Here is a 21,391-nt window from a genome sequence, read left to right as displayed (position 1 = left end):
CACCTCACCGCTCGCACGAGCCGGCCGGCGCACGCTAGCCGGTGTCGCCGCACCCTTCCATGGCATCGCGGGGGCGAAGTGACCGATGTGCCGGAGATCTCGATCCCATGACATTACTTGCCGGTAGCTGACTGGCGGGTTGCTCTTTGCGAAGATCGGCTGCCCGAGTGACATCCGACGAGAACAGCTGCTTTCCGCCGTGCGGGTCCTGGGGGATCGAGCCGATCACCCATACGATCCGAGGAATAACGGAAAGCGAAGGGAGAGCCCGCTGTGCGTGCATACCGCCACGTGGCGCTGGTGTTGATCGCCTTGCTGGGTGCGGCCCTGATCATCTTCCCGCTGGCCGCCGGCCTGCCGAAGAAGACGCAGGCCGTCGACGACCTGACCAATGCCTTCCGGCCCGCCTTCACGCCGCAGGCCATCGAGCAGAGCCGCACCGACCTGAAGACCATGAACGAGATGCTGGAGCAGCTCCAGGCGGAGACGCTGCCCGGACTCGCCCAGCAGGCCGGGATTCCCACCCCCTCGCTGATCAACCTGATGGGCACCACCGCGCCCGAGGTCGGCAAGGGGCTCAAGGAGATCCCGACGATCATGCCGCGGTTCAACAAGCTCGCGGGCACGATGGACGCGCAGGCCGGGAACTTCCGCCAGGCCGACGACATCCCCACCGCGGACGCGCCGAACACCGCGGTCACCTATCTCTATCTGATCCCGGGCATCGTGCTGCTCGTGGTGGGCGCCGGCGGGCTGCTGTTCTCCTTCGTCGGATCGCGGGCCGTGGTGAGCACGGTGTGCCTGGCGCTCGCCGCGGTGGTCGGCCTCGGCATGGTGGTGGGCACCCTCGCCACCGGCGTGATCGGCAAGACCAAGGCCTCCGAGAAGATGTTCACCGCGTTCCGGCCGACCTTCACCGACGCCGGGTACAAGCAGGCGCACGACGACCTGGACACGCTGGGCAAGATGGCCGTCGGGATGAAGACCAAGTCCATCCCGTCGATGGCCGCGCTCCTGCGCAAGCCCGTCCCGCAGTTCACCGCCGAGTTGGCCACGCAGTACCCCAAGGTCGGCAAGGGCCTCGCGGAGACCGACCGCATCCTGGCCAAGTTCAACGCCCTGGTGGAGAACATCGGCGCCAACATCGACACCTTCGACAAGGCGGACAGCATCCCCAACAAGGACACCGAGGTCTCGGTCATGCCGTGGCTGCTGCTCGGCCCGGGCGCGGCGGTCTTCCTGCTGTCCGGCGTCGCGCTGGTGATCCAATTCACAGGGCGCGGCAACGGCTCCACCGACCCGAACGCGGGGGCGCCGAGGCAACCGTCCGGTGCGGCGGTCTGACCGCTCGACGGCCACACAGCGGAACCGTCCGTCAACCGTGTGTCTAGGTTGTCCGGATTATTCCTGATGTAGGACCAAAAGAAAGAAAAGACTGGTTCCCTGAATGTCCGGGAACCGGGTGTAAAGCGGCCCTTGGTCGATCGAAATGCACGTGCATCGGCGCGGTGCAGACGCAGAAATCGTCGATGCACGTGCATCCGGTCTTGCAGTTGGGGTCGGCATCCTCATAATGAAGTGTGTGCATGTGCACGCGCATGTGCATGGACGCTCTGTGAGGCGAGTCCTCTGGCGGCGTTCCCAACAGGCCGGGGACCAGTACCCGCTCGGAGGCACGGATGACCGTCGCGAGTCCCGCAGGGTTCCGGACGTCGACGTTTCAGTGGATGGAGCCTCTGGCCGGGGATATGGGCCCAACATCCGATATCGCGATACAAGCCCTCGCCGCACGTCGCGAGTCGGTCAAGGCCGCCCGTGACTTCACGCAGTCGGTGCTCGCCGGCTGGGGCGCCGCCTGTCTCGAGGACGACCTCGCCCTGGTCGTGTCCGAGCTCGTCACGAACGCACTGTGTCACGGTCTGGGTGCGGGCCGCGACGACGCGACGGACGTCGCGCACAACATCCAACTGGCGCTTCTGCGCAAGGGCGAACGCGTCATGTGCGCGGTGCAGGATCCGGGCGAGAGTCTGCCCGAGACCCAGGCCGGCGGCGAGGACGAGGAATCGGGCCGCGGGCTGTATCTGGTGGGCTGCTTCAGTGATTCCTGGGGCTGGTTCCCGTTGAACGGTATGGGCCGACGCACCGGAAAGGTCGTCTGGGCCATGTTCGAGATCCGCGGCTGATCCACACGTTCCGCAATATGGGGACCGCATTGCGTGGCGACATTGTGTTGCAGCGAAGCGGCGAGTTTTAATTCACATTCGCCGGCGGCAACGAATGCGGCGGTATCCGAGTCACGGCGCCAAGCGTTTACCCGTCGATCCCGTCGACGGGTTTTCTGCATTCTTACGCCCGTTTCGTCCCCGGCGGCTTAAGCAGCTTTTACGCTTCCTTTGAAACCTTGAGGAATGCATGAGCCCTCCCGTGTGGGTGAACTCCGGCTGCGCTATCATCGCCGTTGTACGCTGCAAATGCATGGTCAGATGCACGTGCATGCGTAAGTCGGACCGGTTTTGGAAGAAATTGCGACGGACCGGGACGAAGGAACGACACGTGCCGCAACCGGGGGGCGGGCGACCGCCGTCGGGTCGCTCGGCGAGAGGTCCAGGAGAAGCGTCATGCAGGCAACGCACAACGGGGTATCGGCGACCGCGCTCGACGGGGTCACCTGGCAGAAGAGTCGCCGCAGCAACTCGCAGGGAAATTGCGTCGAAATGGCCGCGCTGCCGGACGGCGACGTCGCGGTCCGCAATTCGCGCCACCCCGACGGGCCGGCGCTGATCTATACGCGCGCCGAGATCGAGGCGCTCATCCTCGGGGTCAAGGACGGGGACTTCGACAACCTGCTGGCGTGACGACCCGCCCGGGGTGCTTCACCCGGGTGGGCGTACCCGACGGTGTGTCGGTCAGTTCTCCTTCAGGATGCGCTGGAGCAGATCCACGCTCTTGTCCGGCGGCATGCCGTCCACGCTCAACCGGTCCATCACCTCGGTGTACGCGTCCACCTCGTCCCGCTTGTCCAGATAGAGCGCGCTGGTGAGCTGCTCCAGGTAGACCACGTCGGGGAGGTCGCTCTCCGGGAAGCGCAGCAGCAGGAACGGACCACCCTCGGCCGCGTGCGCGCCGAACCTGAACGGCATGATCTGGATCGTCACGTTGGGCAGGGCGGCCATCTCGATCAGATGCCGGACCTGATCGCGCATCACGTCCCGACCGCCGATCGGGCGACGCAGGGCCGCCTCGTCCAGCACCACCCAGAGCCTGGGCGGCTTGTCGCGGTAGAGGATCGACTGGCGCTGCATCCGCAGACCGACGCGCCGGTCGACCTCGGCCGCCGACGCCGAGGGTTGTCCGGCGATCACCACGGCCCGCGCGTACTCCGGGGTCTGGAGCAGGCCGGGGACGAACTGCACCTCGTAGGTGCGGATCACCGAGGCGGCCTCCTCCAGGCCCACGTAGACCTGGAACCAACTCGGCAGGATGTCGTTGTAGTTGTGCCACCAGCCCTGGGCGTTGGCCTCCGCCGCGAGGCCCAGGAGGGCCGCCCGCTCGGTCTCGTCGCCCACGCCGTACATGGTCAGCAGATCAGCCACGTCTCGCTCCTTGAAGCTGACGCGCCCCAGTTCCATTCGGCTGATCTTCGATTCGGAGGCGCGGATCTCGTAACCGGCCTCCTCCCGCGTAATGCCCTTCGCTTCGCGCAGACGGCGAAGCTGGGAACCGAGGAGAATACGGCGAACCGTCGAGCCGCTCCCCGGCTGCGTTGCGGGCATCTGCTACCTCCGGCTGAATGGACCAGCGCATAGTATGCCGGCGCGTTGCCACGCGTCCTCGGATCATGGTTACAACAGCACTCTCTTGACGATGTGCCACCACCCACCCGGATCGACCATGTGCCGCACACTCGGCTTGTCATGTTCGGGCTCCGAGCCCCAGCCGCCCATGCTCGCACAGGTGATACCACCTAATCGATGCCGCGGCACCGCGAATCCCCCTCTACTGCCGGGTAATCCGGAAGTTTCCGACGAACCGACGGCCCGATACGCACGCTACGCGCGCGGTTGGTGACACGCGTCGCATCATGCGCCGACCGAGTGACGTGGGCGCACTCGTGCACTCGGGTGAACCGGTCCGCCTCCTTTCGGCCGAACTCACCGCCGAAGGCGGCACGAAAGCGCCCCGGCGCCCGGGCCGAGACCGCCCGGGAGACCACCCGAGAGGACCCGACAACATCCGATTCCCGCTGTCGGACGGGTTGTCTACGGTCTTCACATGTCCTCCCCGGTACATTCCTTCACCTATCTGCGGCCGTCCGCGCTCGGCGCCGTCGACGGCTCCCCCTCCCTCGGCCTGCAGACCTGCGGCGGGCTCGGTTCGCGCGGCCTGACCCCCTTCCCGCGCTTCTTCTCCGGCTTCCTGACCGCGCCCGAGGCGGCGGCCGGCGGCCTGCTCGCGGTCGCCGACGTCGCGGCGGCGCGCTACTACCAGCCGCTGCGACCGGGTTCGCTGGACCCGGTGGTCACCGGCAACGGGGACCGGCTGCGCTTCGAGTCGTTCTCCGCCTGCTGCGGGGTGCACGCGCGCCTGGACGTGCTGCCGGCCGGCATCGACGGCGAGATGTTCGGCACCGGCACCACCAACGTGGACGTCAACGCGCCGCTGCGCGAGGCGCTGGCCCGGGTCGGCGGCGCCGATCCGCTGCACCTGGCGGTCGGCCCCGACGACGTCACCGTCACCACCTTCGACGGCCCGGTGGTGGAGAAGAAGGTGCCGCTGCCCGAGCGCTGGCTGCGCGGCTTCGCCGAAGTCCAGGTGATCTCGGGCGGGTTCGACCTGCGCGCCGAGGTCGGCGCGGGCGAGGCGGTGCGCTTCCTGCGGGCGCTGCCGCGCGGCTCCCGGCAGGCGCTGTGGGCCGTCCCGGCCGGGCGCTCGCTGCGGCTGACCGCGCGCCCCGTGCCGGGCGCGGTGTGCCTGCCCGGGCCCGATCGCCTCCAGGCGCTCACCAGGCTGCTGCGGCACGCGTCGGCACTCCGTATATACGGACCCGCCGTACAGGCGCGCAGCGCGGCCGTCTCGTCCGCCTGGGAGGTCGAACTGCCGGGCATGCGGCTGACGTTGACGCTGTCCCCGGACCCGGCCCGCGGTTTCTCCGGCGAGGGCGCGGTGCTCACCGGCCTGGCGACCCGGACGAGCGGCGCGGACGCGGACCTGATCTCCGCCCTGCTGGCCTGGGAACCCCGGGTCGAGATCGGCGAGTTGGCCGCCCGCTCGGGCCTGGACACCGAGCGGGTGCGGGCCGCGCTGGTGCGCCTGGGCACCTCGGGCCGGATCGGCTACGACGTCGCCGAGGCGGCCTACTACCACCGCGAGCTGCCCTACGACACCGGCAGTGTGGAGCGGATGAACCCGCGCCTGCGCGACGCGCACGCCCTGGTCGCGGCCGGCGCCGTCACGCTCACCGGCGGAGGCGAGGAGGCCGCGGTGCGCAGCGGGGACCGTACCTACGGCCTGCGGTTGGCCGGGGACGGCAGCTGCACGTGTCAGTGGTGGGCCGAGTATCGGGGCGGGCGCGGGCCCTGCAAACATCTGCTCGCCACGCAGATCGTGCGCGGCCGGGCCGGGGCCGACGCGGGCGGCGGCACGAGCACCGGCTCCGCGATCACCACCGGCACCGCGAACGGCGGCGCGACCGAGAACGCAGCCCAGGAGGCGAACCGATGACCGGCACCACCCCGACCGGCACCCGGCCCACGGGCACGCCCCCCACCGGCGCCGGCCCGACGGGCGGCGCGTCCGCGCGCGAGCCCCTGACGTGGGAGCGGGTGCTCGCGGTCGTGGACGACCCGGGCCGGCACGTGGACGACCCCGCGCCGATCGTGGCGCTGTTCGCGGGCCGCACCGAGGCCGAGCGCCGCGCGCTGTTGCCCGCCTACAAGGAGGCGGTCCGCACCCGCCGCGACGGCAGGCCCGAGGTACGCCCGCTGCGGCCGCTGCGCCACGTCGGCGTCGCGCTCCTGGGCGGCCCCGCCGGCATCGCCCAGTGGCTGCTGCGCGAGGACATGACCTGGCCCGAGAAGTTCGGCCAGGAGGCGATATACACGATCCTCGCCGAGCGCGACCCGGCCTGGACACCCGACATCGCCACCCGCATGGCCGCGCGGCTGCCGCTGGATCCCTGGGGCAATCAGTGGCACGTCGTGGACGCCCTGGTGCGCGGCGCCGGGTTGCCCACGCCGACCACGCCGGGCTTCGTCCTGCGGTGGATGTTCGAGGTGGGCGGCCGGTGGCGCGGCTCGGGGCGCCCGCTCGCCGAGCACCTGGCCGCCGACCGCTACTTCCCGGACCTGCTGCCCGCGCTGTTCGAGGTCGCCGGGGTCGGGCAGAACCTGGACACCCCGACCGGCGGGCCGAACGCCCTGCGGCCGGGCTGGGACACCGCGCTGGCCGCGCTCGCCGACGCCGGGACGATCGAGCGCGACGTGGTCCTGGACGGCTGCCTGTCCAGGCTGCTGCGCGGCGAACGACCCGGCGCACTGCGCGGATTCATCCGCCTGCACGAGGCGCTGGCGCCCACCGACGACGAACTAGCCGCCCGCGTCGACGGCTACCTCCGGCTGCTGCCCGACGCGCCCTCCCCGGTGGCCGCGCTCGCCCAGGCCGCGCTGCGCCGGGTGGACGCCGCGGATCGGCTGGATCCGGAGCGGATCGCCGAGGCGAGTCGCAGCGTGCTCTTCCGCGCCGAGAAGACCCTGGTACGCGCCCAACTCACCTGGTTGGGCACGGCGATCAAGCGGCACCCGGCGCACGCCGGCACCCTGCTCGCCACCGCCTGCACCACGTTCGGCTCGACCGCCGGCGACCTCCAGGAACGCGCCGTCGCGTTGATCGCCAAACACGTCCGCGCGCTGCCCCCCGACCAGGTCGACCTCGTGCTGACCGAGGTACGCGACGCGCTGCCGATGCTCGGCGACGCGATCCGCCCGGAGGCGGCCGCGCTGATCGGCGAAAGCGGGGCGCCGGAGCCGGAGTTCGTGATCCCGCTCGGCCCGCCGCCGGCCCGCGAGCTGCCGCCGCCGATCGCCTCGATGGCCGAACTGGTCGAGGAACTGGCGGTGTTCTTCGGGAGCACCCCCAACCCGTGGGTCAACCCACACGGCCAGGCGACCGACCCGCTGGCGGTGGAGCGGATCGTGGCCGCCCTGCTGCGCGAACACGCCCGGGACCGCCAGGCGTTGCACACCGCGCTGCTCCCGCTCACCGAGCAGCACGGGCACATCGTGCACCAGGACTGGTTCGCCCAGCAGGTCCGGGGCGCGGTCGGCGCCATGGTGGCCGCCGCCACCGGCCACGGCGGCCGACAGGGCTGGTTCCGCAGCCTGTTCGGCAAGGGCGACGCGGCCGAGCACGACCTGATCCCCGGCGAGAAGCGCGACATCGAGCGGATCGCCCCGCCCCAACGTTTCCTGCTCGCCCGGTTGTACGAGGTGGGCACCCGGCTGCGAGTGCCGCACTCCGGCCCCTACCTGGCCGAGATCGCCGACGCGAGCGGTTTCGTGGATCCCGAGGCGCTGGTGGCCGGCCTGGAGACGTGGGAGGCGTCCGGGCACAGTCCCTGGCGGCGCGACGTCGACCAGGCACTGCTGCGGCTGCCGTTCGACCTCGACCCCGCGTCGATCGCCCGCGCCCACCGACTCGCCTCGCCGGCGGGTCTGCGGGTGGCCCGGACGATGGCGGCCGGCGGCCCGGCGCCCGCGCTGGTCGGACGCGGTCGATTCGACCGGATCCACCGCGCGTACTCCGCGCCGAAGGGCGGATGGGTACACAGCGACGGGCCCCTGGCCACGGTGGTCCCCGGCGACCCGGACACCGTGCCGGAGACCGCGCGCGCCGTGTACGGCCTGGCCGACCCGGGCGCCACCGCCCGCAGCTCGGCCTGGTCCGAGGACTCCGGGCCCGACCTGCACTGCTGGCCGCTGCTGCTGCCCCGGGACCGGGACGTGATCGCGGCGCACCTGGCGATCTGTACCCAACGCGGCATCGACGGCACGAGCCGGGGCGCGGAGGTGCTGCCGGCGCTGGCCGAGTCGTTCGGTCCGCTGGGGCCGGGCATGTCGTTGGCCATGGCCTACGCGCTGGGCGCGCAGGCCGCCGAGGACCGCACCGGCGCGGTGGACGCGTTCGTGACGTTGAGCGCCCGGGACGACGCGTGGGACACCGCGGCGCTGGGCCGCGATCTGGGCGAGGCGGTACGCACACGCGGGCTCAAGACCACCCGCGTGGTCGCCTCGCTGCGCGACGCGGCCCGGGCGGGCGCGACGGGCACCGTGTGGGGCACGCTGAGCGGCTTCCTGCCGGACCTGCTGGCCGGGACCAAGGCCACCGGGCTCGGCGACGTGCTCGCGCTCGCCGCGGAGACCGCGGCCGGCTCGGGCGCGCGGGGGGTGTCCATCCCCGGCCTGGCCGAACTCGCCGACCGCAAGGGCTCGTCCCGGGCCGTGGTGGAGGCACGGCGGCTGCGCAAGGTGCTCGGCGGCGACCCGGGCTGAGCCGGGCCGGGCGCACGGTGCCGGACGGATCGGGCCCGATCCGTCCGGCACCGCGGCGTCGGCACGCCGGGCCGGTGCCCGGCGTGCGCCAGGGACGGGTCAGTCCTCGTCGAGCGCCTTCACCCGGGCCAGCGTGATCCCGTCCGCGACCGGCAACATCACCGGCTCCACCCGACGGTCGGCCTTCACGTGCTCGTTGAACGCGTGCACCGCCGCCGGCGTCGGGTCGCCGTTCGGCGCGAGCACCTGCCCGTCGTAGAGCACGTTGTCCGCGATCAGCAGACCGTTCGGCCGCATCCGCGGGACCAGCGCCTCCCAGTAGGAGATGTAGCCGTCCTTGTTCGCGTCGATGAACGCCAGATCGATGTGCGGATGCGAGGGCAGCGCGTCCAGCGTCTCCAGGGCCGGTGCGATCCGCAGGTCGATGCGATCGGCCACGCCCGCCTCCCGCCACGTCTCGCGGGCGATCTCGGTCCACTCCTCGGACACGTCGCAACACAGCAGCCGGCCGTCCGCGGCCAACCCCTTGGCGATGCACAGCGCCGAGTATCCGGTGAAGGTGCCGACCTCGACCGCGACCCGCGGCCGGACCACACCGGAGAGCAGCGTCAACAGCGCGCCCTGCTCGGCGGGCACCTGCAACTGGGCCAACCCGCCCATGCCCCTGGTGCGTTCGATCACCGTGCGCTGCGCCGGGTCGGGCGCCAGGGAGTGGTCCAGGACGTAGTCGTACAGCTCCGGGGTGACGCGCACCTGCTTGTCGAAGGACATCGGTCAATTCTCCTCGGGTCGTTCCGGGCGCTCGGGCGGTTCGGGGAAGGCCGTGTCCCAGGGCAGCAGCAGCCCGAAGTCGCGGACCAGGAGTCGCAGCACCTCGTGATCGTCCGCGAGCCGGCGCTCCTCGGTGGAGCCGTCGCTGCGCACCACGGTCAGCAGCCGGTCCACCACGTAGGCGCGCTCGTGCGGCCCGCTGCGCTGCACCCGCAGGGTGTGCCGGAACGGGGAGCCGGGATGGGTGGCGACGTACCAGTTCGCCACCTCGTAGTCGACCAACTCCCGGCGCTGGAGCGTGAACTCGTAGACGGTGAACCACCCGTCGTCGCCGTACACGGTCTGCAGCAGCCACAGGTCGTGCTCGCGCACCAGCCGGTAGCGCCACGCGCCCTGCGGGCTGGACACCCCCGGCAGCAACGGCAGCGGCTCCAACAGGCCGCCGCTGCCGAAGCCGACGTCGGCGATGTAGGGGTGCGCCTCGCCGGGCACCTCGACCGCGAGCAGTATGTGGGTCAGCGGGCGGACCGCGTCGGAGCCCATCCGCACCCGCGCGGCCAGCCGGGTCACCTCGAAGCCCAGGGCCTCCAACACGCCCGCGAACAGCAGGTTGTGCTCGAAGCAATAACCGCCGCGGCCCTGCCGGACCAGCTTGTCCTCCAGGTCGGCCGGCTCCAGCGAGGGTACGCCGCCCATGACGACCTCGACGTTCTCGAACGGGATGCCGACGACGTGCGCCAGATGCAGCGAACGCAGTGTCGCCCACGTCGGCGCCCGCTCACCGGACCAGCCGATCCGGGCGAAGTACGCGTCGAGGTCCGGATGGTGCTGATGGCGTTGCCGGCGCAAGAGCCGCCTCCTTCGGATCCGGGGCCCGGGGCCGGGCGTGGACCGATTCTCACACGCGTGTCCACGCGGGTGGGACGGCTCGCGCGGCGCGCCACCCGATAGGTTCGGATCGGGTCGCACGGCGGCCCGGCCCGCGCCGTGCGGGCCGTCACGCGCACGGAGGTCGTCATGAGCGAGCAACAGCCCGAGTCGGGGTCGGAGTCGCCGTCCGCGGCGGACGAGCGCGCCATCGAGGAATTGGCCGGGCGGATGTTCGAGGCGGCCCGGGTCGGCGACGCCGAGACGCTGGCCGGCTACGTGGACGGCGGGTTGCCGGCGAACCTGGCCAACGACCGGGGCGACACGCTGGTGATGCTCGCCGCGTACCACGGACACGCCGACGCGGTACGCGCGTTGCTGGACCGCGGCGCGGATCCGGACCGGGCCAACGACCGCGGCCAGACGCCGCTCGCGGGCGCGGTGTTCAAGAACGAGCCGGAGGTGGCGGCGGCGCTGTTGGCGGCCGGCGCCGACCCGGACGCGGGCACGCCGAGCGCGCGCGAGACCGCGCGGATGTTCGGCAAGGAGGACATGCTTTCGGCGACCGGTGGGTAACAAAACCATGACCCTCCGTCAGTTCCCGCCTGCGCCAGGGACAGCCGGGCGCGAGGGAGTCGGGGGAGGCGCACACGATGTCCGACCAGGCCGCGATACCGCGACTCGAGCTGGACGGATTCCCCACGGGTGCGGGGCTGTTGCACCTGCGATCGGATCTTCCCGAGGCCTTGGACGGAACGTTTTCCCCTTGGTGCGATCGACACCACGACGACCTGCTCAAGGTGCCCGGCTTTCGGCGCGCCCGCCGCTTCGTGCTGTGCGGCGCGTTCACCAACGGTGAGGCCGAGGTCGGGCCGCCGGCCGCGCGGTATCTGACCGTGTACGACCTCAAGCACGTGGGTGTGCTCGCCGCCGCCGGCGACGACGTACACGACACCGCCCGCACCCCGCTGCCGCCCGAACTGATCGGCGCGATCACCTCGTCCCGGCTGGACTGCCGCGAGGTGCGGCGCTGGCCCAACGTGTCGGCGAGCCGGCTGTTCCCGGCCGGCGACAAGGTGCTGCACCTGACCGCGCACGGCTCCGGCACCGCGATGGGCCGCTGGTTGCACGAGGAGGCGGTGGCCGAACTCCTGCGCTCACCGGGCGCGGTGGGTCTGCGCTGGTTCGACGCGGGCAGCGGTCTGCACGTGCTGCTGTGCGAGGTGAGCGGCCCGATGTGGCCGCTCCCCCCGCACGTGCCACAGGACCTGGGCCCGGCGGTATGGAGCGGCTACCGCCAGGTGTACCTGGCCGACGCCCCCACCTGACCGAGGGTCCCGCTCGGCCGAGCCCCCTGAAAACCCGGCGTCACACCTCGGAGCGCACCACCTCGAACCCGGCCGCCTCCAGGTCCGGGACCACCCGCGAGGCGTCGCCCTCGACCACGACGGCAAGCTCGTCGGGCCGCAGATGGGTCGCCGCCGCACGAGAGACCGCGGCCCGGTCCGTGGACCCGATCTCCGCGTACTCACGCGTCACATGGTCGTCCGGAAGGCCGTGCACGATCGCCTCGATCAACCTGCCGCCGATGCCGCCCGGCGTCTGCAGATTGATCGGCATGCTGCCGAGCGCGTGGGCCCGCGTCGCGGCGAGTTCGTCGGCGGTGACCCCGTCGGAGTGCATGCGGCGGATCTCGGCGATCGTGTCCACCACCGCCGCCGCGGTGACCTCGGTGTGCACCGCGGCGGACATCGTGAACGAGCCCGAGCGGCGACCGTGTCCGAAGCTCGCGTGCGCGCCGTAGGTGTAGCCCTTGACCTCGCGCAGCAGGTGGTTGAGCCGGGAGCCGAAGCTGCCGCCCAGCACCTCGGCGCACAACTCGACGGCGATCAGGTCCGGAGTCGAGCGCGGTGCCGCGGTGTGCCCGATCCGCAACACGGACTGCACCGCGCCGGGGCGGTCCACCACGATCGCCTGCCGGGTCGAGGGCGCACCGGTGAACTCGGCGAGTTCGGCGGGGCGTCCGGTGCCGGTCGCGCCCGTGAAGGCGATCGTGCCCAGCGCCTCCAGGTCGATCGTGTCCAGGTCGCCGACCACCGCCAGGGTGCCGGGCGCGGTCATCCGGTCCGCGTGGAAGGCCCGGATCGCGTCCGCGGTCAGCGCGGCGGCGGTGTCCGGGGTGCCGCCGAGCACCCCGCCGAGCCGGTGTCCCGGCCCGAACAGGGCCTGCCGGAAGGCGAGTTGGGCGCGGGTACCGGGCTGCGCCCAGGCGGTCTTCAGGGAGCGCACGTGGTCGGCGAGGAAACGCTCGACGTCGGCGTCGGTGAAGGCCGGGCGGCGGATCGCCTCGGCGACCAGGTCCAGGCCCGCGGTGAGCCGGTCGGCGGGCAGGTCGACGCCCACCTCCTGGGTCTCCCACCCGCAGGCGATCCGCCACTGCGCGCCCAGCGCCTCGACGGCCAGGCCGAACGCGTCGGCGTCGCGGTCCAGGCTGCCCTCGTCGAGCAGTGAGCAGGTGATCCGGGCCAGCCCGTCCAGGCCGACCGGTTCGTGCAGCGCGCCGCTCTCCATGACCGACTTGGCCCAGGCCAGGCGGTGTCCGGGCAGGTGCGCGCCGACCACCTCGCCGCCGGCCACGGTGACCCGGCGGACCTCGGGGAAGCGGTACGGGCGCGGCTCGGTGCCGGTGGGCCGCTCGGCGACCAGGGTGTGTCGGGTCCCGACGTGTGCGCTCATGCGGCGGCCTCCGGCTCGTCCGTGTCGATCCCGGCGCCCGCCTCGGCGGCCTCGGGCAGGAACTCCAGCACGATGCGGTTGTCCGCGTGCAGGATCTCGCGGGCGACGCGGCGCACGTCGTCGGTGGTGACCGCGAGCAGGTGGTCGAGGTGGTCGCGGATCGACTCGGCGTCGCCGAATCGTGTGGTGAAGCGGCCGATCGCGTCGGCCCGGCCGCCGGCGGTGGACAACTCGCGCAGCCAGTCGCCGGCGAGCATCGCCCGGACCCGGTCGAGTTCGGCCTCGGTCACCCCCTCGTCCGCCACCCGGTCGCACACCGCGACATACGCGTCGAGGAGTTCGCCGGGGTCGGTGCCCTCGCTCGGCGCGCACGAGCCCATCAGGACCGACTCGTGGTTGAGGTAGCCCCACGCGGACAGGAACGCGCCGGTGGACTGGGCCAGGTTGCGGGCGGTGACCAGTTCGCGGTACAGCCGGCTGCCCCGGCCGCGCCCGACGACCGCCGCGAGCACGGTCGAGGCGGGCCCGTCCGGGGTGCCGAAGCGCGGTGCCCGGTGGCACAGGAACAGGCGCGGTGTGGGTACGTCCCGATACACCGTCACGTGCCGCCCGGCGCCGAAGCGGGCGGGCAGCGGGTCGGGGGAGGGCTGCGGGAAGGAGCCGCGCGGGGCGATCCCGCCGAAGTAGCGTTCGGCGAGCGCGACCACCCGCTCCGGATCGACGTCCCCGACCACGGTCAGCACCGCGTTGTCCGGCGCGTAGTAGGTCTCGTGGAAGGCGGTGAAGTCGGCCAGTTCGGCGCTGTCCAACTCCTCCATCGAACCGATCGTGGACGTCGCGTAGGGGTGGCCCGCCGGGTAGGCGAGGGCCGTCATCTCCTCGCTCCAGGTCCCGTACGGCACGTTGTCGTAGCGCTGCCGGCGCTCGTTCTTGACCACCTCGCGCTGGTTGTCCAGGGTCTCCTGGGTCAGCGCGAGCGAGCCCATCCGGTCGGCCTCCAGCCACAGCGCGAGGTCGAGCCGGCCCGAGGGCACCGTCTGGTAGTAGTTGGTCCGGTCCGGGTTGGTCGAGGCGTTGATGCCGTCGCCGCCGCAGCCCTCGACGGCGGCGAAGTGGCCGCCCTTGTCGACGTGTGCCGAGCCCTCGAACATCAGGTGCTCGAAGAGGTGGGCGAAGCCGTGCTTGCCCTCCACCTCGTGCCGCGAACCCACGTCGTACCAGAGGTTGACCGCGGCGAGCGGCACCGTGGTGTCGGGGCAGACCACCACACGCAGACCGTTGGCGAGCCTGGTCCGGTGCAGGGCCCACGGGAAGTGGGCGGAAGTTGACGGCACGTCAGGTTCCTCCGGGGGTGCGGCGATCGACGACGGACCGCCATTGTTCCAGGCGGGCGCCGCGAGCGGGCGCGACCCAGGACGCACGACGACCACCCGCCCGGGTGCGTGTCCGGGGCGGGTGGTCGTCGTGCGTGGTGTGCGGGGAGTTACTTGACGAGCGCGGCGAACTTGGCCAGCGACTCGATCAGCGCCTCCTGGGTGGCCTTGGTGACCTTGCCGGCCATCATCTGCACCGCGCCGCCCTTGACCTCGGACTCGATCCGCAGGATCGAACCGTCGCCGGACGCCTCGACGATGAAGATCTCGGTCATGATCACGCCCATCGGGCCCTTGCCGTCGAGCGCGAGGGACTTGCCCGCCTCGACGTCCTTGATCGTCCACTTGATGTCCGCCGGGAAGCCCATCAGCTTCATCTTCTCGTCGTACGCCACGCCGGCTTCGAGCTTCTCCGGGGCGCCGTTCGGGAACTCGACGTGCGGGACCATCCATTCGCCGAAGACGCTGTAGTCGGTCAGCTTCGCCCACACGGCCTCGGGACTGGCAGCGACCTCGACCTGCTCGTTGATGACGGGCATGCGTGTGTCCTCACGGTTTCGATCTGTTTCGATCTGCGGAGAGCTTGCGGCTCGGAGCATGGAGTGCACGGAACGTACCGCCGATATGTGACACAGTCAATGGTGTCGGGAAGCAAAAAGAGAACGTGTTCTAGTTCTCATGTCGCCCCCGTTGACTACGCTCGGGCGGCATGACGAGCACGCTGCCGGGGATACCGCCCGGCCCGGAAACCGGGGCCGAAGGAGGGGCCGTCCTCGAGGCCGTGCTGGAGCGCATCACGTACCAGAACGACGAGAACGGCTGGACCGTCGCCCGGGTGGACACCGGCCGCGGCGGCACCGAACTGCTCACCGTGGTCGGTGCGCTGCTCGGCGCGCAGCCCGGCGAGTCGATCCGGATGCGCGGCCGGTGGGGCAGTCATCCGCAGTTCGGCAAGCAGTTCCAGGTCGAATCGTTCAGCACCGTGCTGCCGGCCACCGTGCAGGGCATCCGCCGCTATCTCGGCTCCGGGCTGATCAAGGGCATCGGCCCCAAGACCGCCGACCGGATCGTCGAGCACTTCGGGGTGCGCTCGCTCGACGTGATCGACGAGGACGCCGGCCAACTCATCCAGGTCCCGGGCCTGGGTCCCAAGCGCACCAAGCTGATCGCCGCCGCGTGGGAGGAGCAGAAGGCGATCAAGGAGGTGATGGTCTTCCTCCAGGGCATCGGCATCTCCACCTCCCCGGCGGTGCGGATCTTCAAGGAGTACGGCGACGCGTCGATCACCGTGGTGCGCACCGAGCCCTACCGGCTCGCCGCCGACGTGTGGGGGATCGGCTTCAAGACCGCCGACGCGATCGCCAAGGCGGTCGGGATACCGCACGACGCGCCGCAGCGGATCAAGGCCGGCCTGCAGTACACGCTGTCCGAGGGCTCCGACAGCGGCCACTGCTACCTGCCCGCCGACGTCCTGGTCGCCGAGGCGGTGAAGATCCTCGACGTGCCCTCCGACCTCGTGGTGCGCTGCCTGAACGACCTGATCGGGGAGGAGGGCGTGGTCTGCGAGGAACTGCCCGGCCCGGTCACCGTGTCCGGCACCCAGGGGGATCCGGTCCAGGCGGTCTACCTGGTGCCGTTCCACCGCGCCGAACTCTCCCTCGCCGGGCGGGTGCGCGCGTTGCTGGGCGCGCGCGAGGACCGGCTGGCCGCGTTCGCCGACCTGGACTGGCCCCGGGCGCTGACCTGGCTGCGCGGCCGGACCGGCACGGCGCTGGCGCCCGAGCAGGAGCAGGCCGTACGGCTCGCGCTGACCGGCAAGGTCGCGGTGCTCACCGGCGGCCCGGGCTGCGGCAAGAGCTTCACCGTACGATCCGTGGTCGAACTGGCCCGCGCGCGCGGCGCGAAGGTGATCCTGGCCGCGCCCACCGGCCGGGCCGCCAAGCGGCTCGCCGAGCTGACCGGGTGCGAAGCGGCCACCGTGCACCGGCTGTTGCAGCTCCAGCCCGGCGGCAACGCGGCCTACGACCAGGACAAGCCGCTCGACGCCGACCTCGTGGTGGTCGACGAGGCGTCGATGCTGGACCTGCTGCTCGCGAACAAGCTGATCAAGGCGATACCGGCCGGCGCGCACGTGTTGTTCGTGGGCGACGTGGACCAGTTGCCCAGCGTCGGCGCCGGCGAGGTGCTCCGCGATTTGCTCGCGGCCGAGCGGGTGCCCCGGGTGCGGTTGACCCAGATCTTCCGCCAGGCCCAGCAGTCGGGCGTGGTGACCAACGCACACCGGATCAACGCCGGCCGCCCGCCGCTCACCGACGGGCTGAGCGACTTCTTCCTGTTCCCGGCCGAGGAGACCGAGGACGCGGCCACGCTGACCGTGGACGTGGTCGCCCGGCGCATCCCGCGCAAGTTCGGTCTGGACCCGCGCCGCGACATCCAGGTGCTCGCCCCGATGCACCGCGGCCCCGCCGGCGCCGGCGCGCTCAACCTGCTGCTCCAGCAGGCGCTCACCCCCTCGCGCGAGGGCCTGCCGGAGAAGCGGTTCGGCGGGCGCGTCTTCCGGGTCGGCGACAAGGTCACCCAGATCCGCAACAACTACGACAAGGGCGCCAACGGCGTCTTCAACGGCACCGGCGGGGTGGTGATCGCGCTGTCCCCCGAAGAGCAGAAGCTGGTGGTGCGCACCGAGGAGGACGAGGAGGTCGACTACGACTTCGCCGAACTCGACGAGCTGTCGCACGCGTACGCGGTGACCATCCACCGCTCCCAGGGCAGCGAGTATCCGGCGGTGGTGGTGCCGGTGACCACGGGCGCCTGGATGATGCTCCAGCGCAATCTGCTCTATACCGCGATCACCCGCGCCAAGCGCCTGGTGGTCCTGGTCGGCTCGCGGCGCGCGCTCGGCCAGGCGGTGCGGACGGTGTCGGCGGGCAAACGGTTCACGGGGCTGGCGCACCGGTTGCGGTAGGGGTGGGCCGGGCCCCGGTGGCCGGGCTCCGGGCCCGGAAACGCCGGACGCCGCCACCCCGAGGGGTGACGGCGTCCGAAGCGGTGGTGCGGGTGCTAGCGGATCATCCGCAGGCCGATGCGCTCCACGCCCTTGCGGGCCATCGCCATCGCGGGCACGAGCAGGGCCAGGGTGACCTGGGTGGTCGCGCCCATGTTGAGCATCCACTCGCTGCCCGGCGCGTCGGCCGCCCAGGCGATCAGGCAGCTCATGCTCAGCCCGATCCCGGCCATGACCAGGATCGCCATGTTGCCCTGCGGCTTGGGGTACTCGATCCGACTGACCATCAGCCCGGACACGGCCACGATCAGCACCGCGGCCGGCGTGAACGGCAGGTCGAGCAGCACGATCGAGACGACCGTCATCGCGCCCATCGGGATGGGCATGCCCTGGAACACCCCCGGGCGTCCCGGCGTGGTCGCGAATCTGGCCAGCCGCAGGACACCGGCGATCAGTACCGACAGCGCCACCAGTACCGCGGCCGGCGCCTGGCCCGCGTTCACCGGCACGGCGGCCCAGGTGACCACGAAGAACGCCGGCGCGACACCGAAGGTGATCACGTCCGCGAGGTTGTCCAGCTGCGCGCCGAGCGAGGACATCCGCAGCTTGCGGGCGACCATGCCGTCACACAGGTCGCACAACGCGCCGACCAGCATCAGCACGACGGCCGCCGCCATGCCGCGCTCGGCCGAGACGCCGACGTCGCCGCCGCGCTGCGCCATCACCGAGCAGGCGAGGAAGTAGATCGCCATGAACCCGCAGGCCGCGTTGCCCAGCGTGAGCACGTCGGCGACCGAGATCCGCGAGGACAGGCACGCCTGCGGATCGTCCTCGACCGGGGTGCCCAGGATGTTCAGCTCGGCGACATCCAGGTCGGCCGTATCGTCGTAGTCAGTCCCGGTCAAGACGTGTCTCTCCCGCCGTCGTCCGTTGTCCCACGGTCACCGCGGGCTCGACGCCCGGCGGCAGGTACACGTCCACGCGCGAGCCGAACCGGATCAGGCCGATGCGGTCGCCGCGGGCGACCTCGGTACCCGGCTCCAGGTACGGCACGATGCGCCGTGCGACGGTGCCGGCGATCTGCACCAGCTCCACGTCGCCGATCGCGGTGTCGAAGATCCACACAACGCGCTCGTTGTGTTCGCTTTCCTTGTTGAACGCCGGAACGAATCCGCCGGCCTTGTGCTCCACGGACTTCACGACGCCGTCGAGCGGCGCACGGTTCACGTGCACGTTCAACGGGCTCATGAACGTCGCGACCCGGGTGCGGCCGTCGGGCCAGGGGTCGATGCTCTGGACCACGCCGTCGGCCGAGGCGATCACGCCGTCGCCGATGACGCGCTCCGGGTCACGGAAGAACCACAGCATGCCACCGGTGAGCGCCAGCGTCGGCACGGCCGCGAGGGCCCAGCGCCGGTTGCGCAGTGCGGCCAAACCGGTCAACGCGCCGGTCACGGCCGTCGGCACCAGCCAGGGAGAAGCTCCCTTGGCCAGGCGCGGCCGTTGCGTCGGCACGAACCCCGCCGAAGCCGGCGAGGGGGAATCGTCACTCATCGAGAACCTTTGTCGGGGGGCGTGCCCGTCGGTAACGGGCGGCACTCGGCGGATGCTACCTAGACGGAGGGCCATCGCGCTTCCGGCGGTGATTGCTCACGACGTACCGACATTGCCCAAACCAGCGTATTTCGGACGCTGATCGAGCCATTTTCGGTCGTGGAACCGGTTGCCCGTATCCACAAGGTTGCCCTCCGCGCATGCCCGCTGTGAAGAGGCCCCGGGTCCCGCTCCCCGTACGCGGTCCGTGGCATCGATCACGTTGGCCGTAGCGTCCCTGTGGCGCCTGCCCCATGGTGAAGGCCAGGCCGGATCGTCACAAAACCGTGACACGGCGGAGGATCGGTGACCCGCCGCCGTGTTCCAAGGGTAAGGGGAGTTATGTGACGTTCCGTCAGTCGGGCAACGAGACAAGTCCGACCATCGTGCCCGGCCGCTCCCCGGTGGGCTCGGCGTCGAGCACGGTGGGCACGCCGCGCACGATGGTGGCCCGTACCCCGGCCGGTCCGCGCGTGAAGCGCCACGAGCCGTCCGGATTGTCGTAGCGCTTCTCCTCGGGCCGCACCTCGATCTCGTCGAGCGCGAACACCACGAGGTCGCCGGCCAGGCCGGGGGCGATCACGCCCCGGTCGCCCAGGCCGAAGAAGCCGGCGAGCTTGCCGGTGAGGTTGTGCACCGCCTGCTCGACGCTCAGCAGGCCGGTGTCGCGCACGTAGCGGGTGAGCAGGTAGACGTTCTCGCCGGAACCGCAGAACAGTTGCAGGTGCGCGCCGGAGTCGTTGATGTTGGTCAGCGTGTGCGGCTCGGCGAACAGGCCGGCCACGACCGGCTCGTCGAACGCGTCCGGGATGCCGCGCAGGCAGGACAGGATCCCGTTGTGGCCGATCCAGGTGGCCAGCGCGTCGGAGATGTGCAGCCCCTCCCGGTCGGCGTACTCCTTGAGCGAGATGCCCAGCGGGCCGTGCCCGGTCTCCGAGATGGCCAGGATCAGCGACTCGGGACGATCCAGTCGAGATGTCGACGACGAGACCCGGTTGTCCCAGTCCTCGCGGGCCTGGGCCCGCCACTGCGGATCGGCCAGGGTGGCGAGCTTGGTCTCGGCCGGACCGTTGATCCAGTGGTTCCACGCGGCGACCCGCTGGAAGGTGAGCGCACGCTCGAAATTGAAGAACGGCTCCAGCGGTTTGTGCGGCACGTTGGGCCAGAAGTCGACGCCCTCGGCGCGCAGCCTGCGGTGCAGCGCGATGGTCTGTTCGCGCAGGTAGTCCTCCCGAACGGTGGACGGGATGGCGGTCCACTGGGCCCGGATCCCGCGCGGCTTGCAGATGCGGGCGAAGCGCTCCACGTCGGCGTCGATGTTGTCCGGTTCGTTGAACCGGGTGATCAGTTGGAGGGTGGCCCCGGGGTGCCGGGCGAGTACGTCGGCCAGCGCCTCGAACTCGGCGTCCTCGGCGAGCCGCGTGGGCACGGGCTCGAGGTAGCGGTCCTTGTCGAAGACATTGGTCGACAAGCCGATAGCTCCATGAGTCAACGACTCGTCAAGCAGCGCGGCCATCTCGGCGATCTCCTCGGCGGTCGCCGCACGCGCCCAGGACGCCTCCGCGCCCATCACCGTGGTGCGCAGGGTCAGATGCCCGACGAACCCGGCCACGTTGACCGATACCGCCTGCCCCTCGACCGCGCGGCGGTACTCCGGCCAGCGCTCCCACGTCCACGGCACCTTGTCCTGGAAGGCGGAGAGCGGAAGGTCCTCCAGGAAGCAGAACAGATCGAGCACGGGCCCACGTGCACTCTCCCGCAACGGCGCCACCGACATCCCGCAGTTGCCGAACACGACGGTGGTGGTGCCGTAGGCGGGCAGCGGATCCAGATCCGGGTTCCACCACATGGCCCCGTCGACGTGCGTATGCGCCTCGATGAACCCGGGGGCGACATAGGCCCCGTCCGCCTCGACGACCCGCTCACCGTTCCCGACCGGGACCAGCCCGGGCCCGACCTCGACGATCACGCCGCCCCTGATCCGCACGTCGGCGGGGGTAGGAGGCGCTCCGGTCCCGTCGACGACAGTGCCTCCGCGTACGAGCAGATCGGCCATGGGCCTTCTCCCTATCACTTGTGCCGGATTACCTGTGCCGGATTGCCAGCGCCCCTGTGGATTTACGTTACGTGTTGTAACTTAACCTGGTGAACTATTCAAGGGAGGCGAACGGTTGGCACGGGGGCGGGAGGGAGGGGTGGAGCGGGGCCGGCCAGGGTCGTGGGGTGGGCCGCCGGCGGCGTGCGGGGCTCCGGGGCGGGGGCTTTCGGCGAGACGGGCGCGTCGCTCACTGAAAAGCGGCCTGCAGCGGCGGGCGGGGTGGGCGGTCGGGTCGGGTTCGCCGGGCGTGCGTTTCCGGGTGGGTCGGGTCTTTTTCGGCGGGCGTTGGGCTTTGGGTTGCGGGTGGCCGGTGCGGGGCTGGTCCGGGTCGCGGGGTGGGCCGGCGGCGGCGTGCGGGGTTCCGAGACTCCGGGCTTGCGGTGAGACGGCCGTGTTGCTCACC

General features: G+C 71.3%; 17 protein-coding genes. 8 read left to right on the top strand and 9 right to left on the bottom strand.

Annotated elements, in window-relative coordinates; translation table 11 throughout:
• Nucleotides 1-273: 273 nt before the first annotated feature.
• The 3 genes from EMA17_RS48555 (at nt 274) to EMA17_RS48545 (ending at nt 2,855) form a co-directional block, all read left to right on the top strand.
• A complete protein-coding gene (locus EMA17_RS48555) occupies nt 274-1,344 on the top strand; it encodes a hypothetical protein (protein WP_126643646.1) in 1,071 nt (356 codons plus the stop codon).
• Between the two features lie 383 nt (nt 1,345-1,727).
• Nucleotides 1,728-2,183 (top strand): ATP-binding protein, encoded by a 456-nt coding sequence (locus EMA17_RS48550; RefSeq protein WP_126643645.1) that lies wholly within the window; start codon nt 1,728-1,730, stop codon nt 2,181-2,183.
• Between the two features lie 435 nt (nt 2,184-2,618).
• Nucleotides 2,619-2,855 (top strand): DUF397 domain-containing protein, encoded by a 237-nt coding sequence (locus tag EMA17_RS48545; protein ID WP_020554482.1) that lies wholly within the window; start codon nt 2,619-2,621, stop codon nt 2,853-2,855.
• A 51-nt stretch (nt 2,856-2,906) separates the two neighbouring features.
• Here EMA17_RS48545 and EMA17_RS48540 read toward each other — a convergent pair whose 3' ends face one another.
• The gene (locus EMA17_RS48540; protein ID WP_126643644.1) at nt 2,907-3,773 is read right to left on the bottom strand and encodes a Sco1979 family transcriptional regulator; all 867 of its coding nucleotides are present in this window, start codon (nt 3,771-3,773) and stop codon (nt 2,907-2,909) included.
• A 499-nt stretch (nt 3,774-4,272) separates the two neighbouring features.
• Between EMA17_RS48540 and EMA17_RS48535 the strand changes: the two genes are divergently transcribed.
• Both EMA17_RS48535 and EMA17_RS48530 read left to right on the top strand, forming a co-directional pair.
• On the top strand, nt 4,273-5,721 hold the full coding sequence (locus tag EMA17_RS48535) for an SWIM zinc finger family protein (protein ID WP_246127387.1): 1,449 nt from the start codon (nt 4,273-4,275) through the stop codon (nt 5,719-5,721).
• Nucleotides 5,718-8,546: a DUF6493 family protein gene (locus EMA17_RS48530; protein ID WP_126643643.1), complete on the top strand. Its 2,829-nt coding sequence runs from the start codon at nt 5,718-5,720 to the stop codon at nt 8,544-8,546. The genes EMA17_RS48535 and EMA17_RS48530 overlap by 4 nt, the downstream gene beginning before the upstream one ends.
• Nucleotides 8,547-8,645: 99 nt before the next feature.
• On the opposite strand, the gene EMA17_RS48525 is transcribed toward EMA17_RS48530, so the two are convergent.
• Complete coding sequence (locus EMA17_RS48525; protein WP_126643642.1) at nt 8,646-9,317, bottom strand: O-methyltransferase; 672 nt, start codon at nt 9,315-9,317, stop codon at nt 8,646-8,648.
• Between the two features lie 3 nt (nt 9,318-9,320).
• Nucleotides 9,321-10,166, bottom strand: a complete 846-nt coding sequence (locus EMA17_RS48520; protein WP_126643641.1) for an arylamine N-acetyltransferase family protein — start codon at nt 10,164-10,166, stop codon at nt 9,321-9,323.
• Between the two features lie 168 nt (nt 10,167-10,334).
• Here EMA17_RS48520 and EMA17_RS48515 point away from each other — a divergent pair, with 168 nt between their 5' ends.
• Together EMA17_RS48515 and EMA17_RS48510 are read left to right on the top strand one after the other, a co-directional pair.
• Entirely contained in the window at nt 10,335-10,760 is a 426-nt protein-coding gene (locus EMA17_RS48515) for an ankyrin repeat domain-containing protein (protein ID WP_126643640.1), read from the top strand.
• 77 nt (nt 10,761-10,837) lie between these two features.
• A complete protein-coding gene (locus tag EMA17_RS48510) occupies nt 10,838-11,512 on the top strand; it encodes a hypothetical protein (RefSeq protein WP_126643639.1) in 675 nt (224 codons plus the stop codon).
• A 40-nt stretch (nt 11,513-11,552) separates the two neighbouring features.
• Here EMA17_RS48510 and EMA17_RS48505 read toward each other — a convergent pair whose 3' ends face one another.
• From EMA17_RS48505 to EMA17_RS48495, 3 genes are all read right to left on the bottom strand, one after another.
• Nucleotides 11,553-12,920, bottom strand: a complete 1,368-nt coding sequence (locus tag EMA17_RS48505) for a M16 family metallopeptidase (protein WP_126643638.1) — start codon at nt 12,918-12,920, stop codon at nt 11,553-11,555.
• A complete protein-coding gene (locus tag EMA17_RS48500; protein ID WP_170222381.1) occupies nt 12,917-14,254 on the bottom strand; it encodes a M16 family metallopeptidase in 1,338 nt (445 codons plus the stop codon). The genes EMA17_RS48505 and EMA17_RS48500 overlap by 4 nt, the downstream gene beginning before the upstream one ends.
• 149 nt (nt 14,255-14,403) lie before the next feature.
• The gene (locus EMA17_RS48495) at nt 14,404-14,832 is read right to left on the bottom strand and encodes a type II toxin-antitoxin system Rv0910 family toxin (protein WP_160161847.1); all 429 of its coding nucleotides are present in this window, start codon (nt 14,830-14,832) and stop codon (nt 14,404-14,406) included.
• 170 nt (nt 14,833-15,002) lie between these two features.
• Here EMA17_RS48495 and recD2 point away from each other — a divergent pair, with 170 nt between their 5' ends.
• Nucleotides 15,003-17,258, top strand: coding sequence for an SF1B family DNA helicase RecD2 (recD2, locus tag EMA17_RS48490; protein WP_126643637.1), 2,256 nt, complete (start codon nt 15,003-15,005; stop codon nt 17,256-17,258).
• A gap of 95 nt (nt 17,259-17,353) precedes the next feature.
• Here recD2 and pssA read toward each other — a convergent pair whose 3' ends face one another.
• The 3 genes from pssA to EMA17_RS48475 form a co-directional block, all read right to left on the bottom strand.
• A complete protein-coding gene (gene pssA / locus EMA17_RS48485) occupies nt 17,354-18,202 on the bottom strand; it encodes a CDP-diacylglycerol--serine O-phosphatidyltransferase (protein ID WP_078977922.1) in 849 nt (282 codons plus the stop codon).
• A complete protein-coding gene (locus EMA17_RS48480; RefSeq protein ID WP_078977923.1) occupies nt 18,189-18,851 on the bottom strand; it encodes a phosphatidylserine decarboxylase in 663 nt (220 codons plus the stop codon). The genes pssA and EMA17_RS48480 overlap by 14 nt, the downstream gene beginning before the upstream one ends.
• Nucleotides 18,852-19,245: 394 nt before the next feature.
• Nucleotides 19,246-20,946 (bottom strand): N-acyl-D-amino-acid deacylase family protein, encoded by a 1,701-nt coding sequence (locus EMA17_RS48475; RefSeq protein ID WP_126643636.1) that lies wholly within the window; start codon nt 20,944-20,946, stop codon nt 19,246-19,248.
• Nucleotides 20,947-21,391 lie beyond the last annotated feature (445 nt).

Source organism: Embleya hyalina, assembly GCF_003967355.1.
GTDB lineage: Bacteria > Actinomycetota > Actinomycetes > Streptomycetales > Streptomycetaceae > Embleya > Embleya hyalina.
This window is presented reverse-complemented; position numbering and strand designations above follow the sequence as displayed.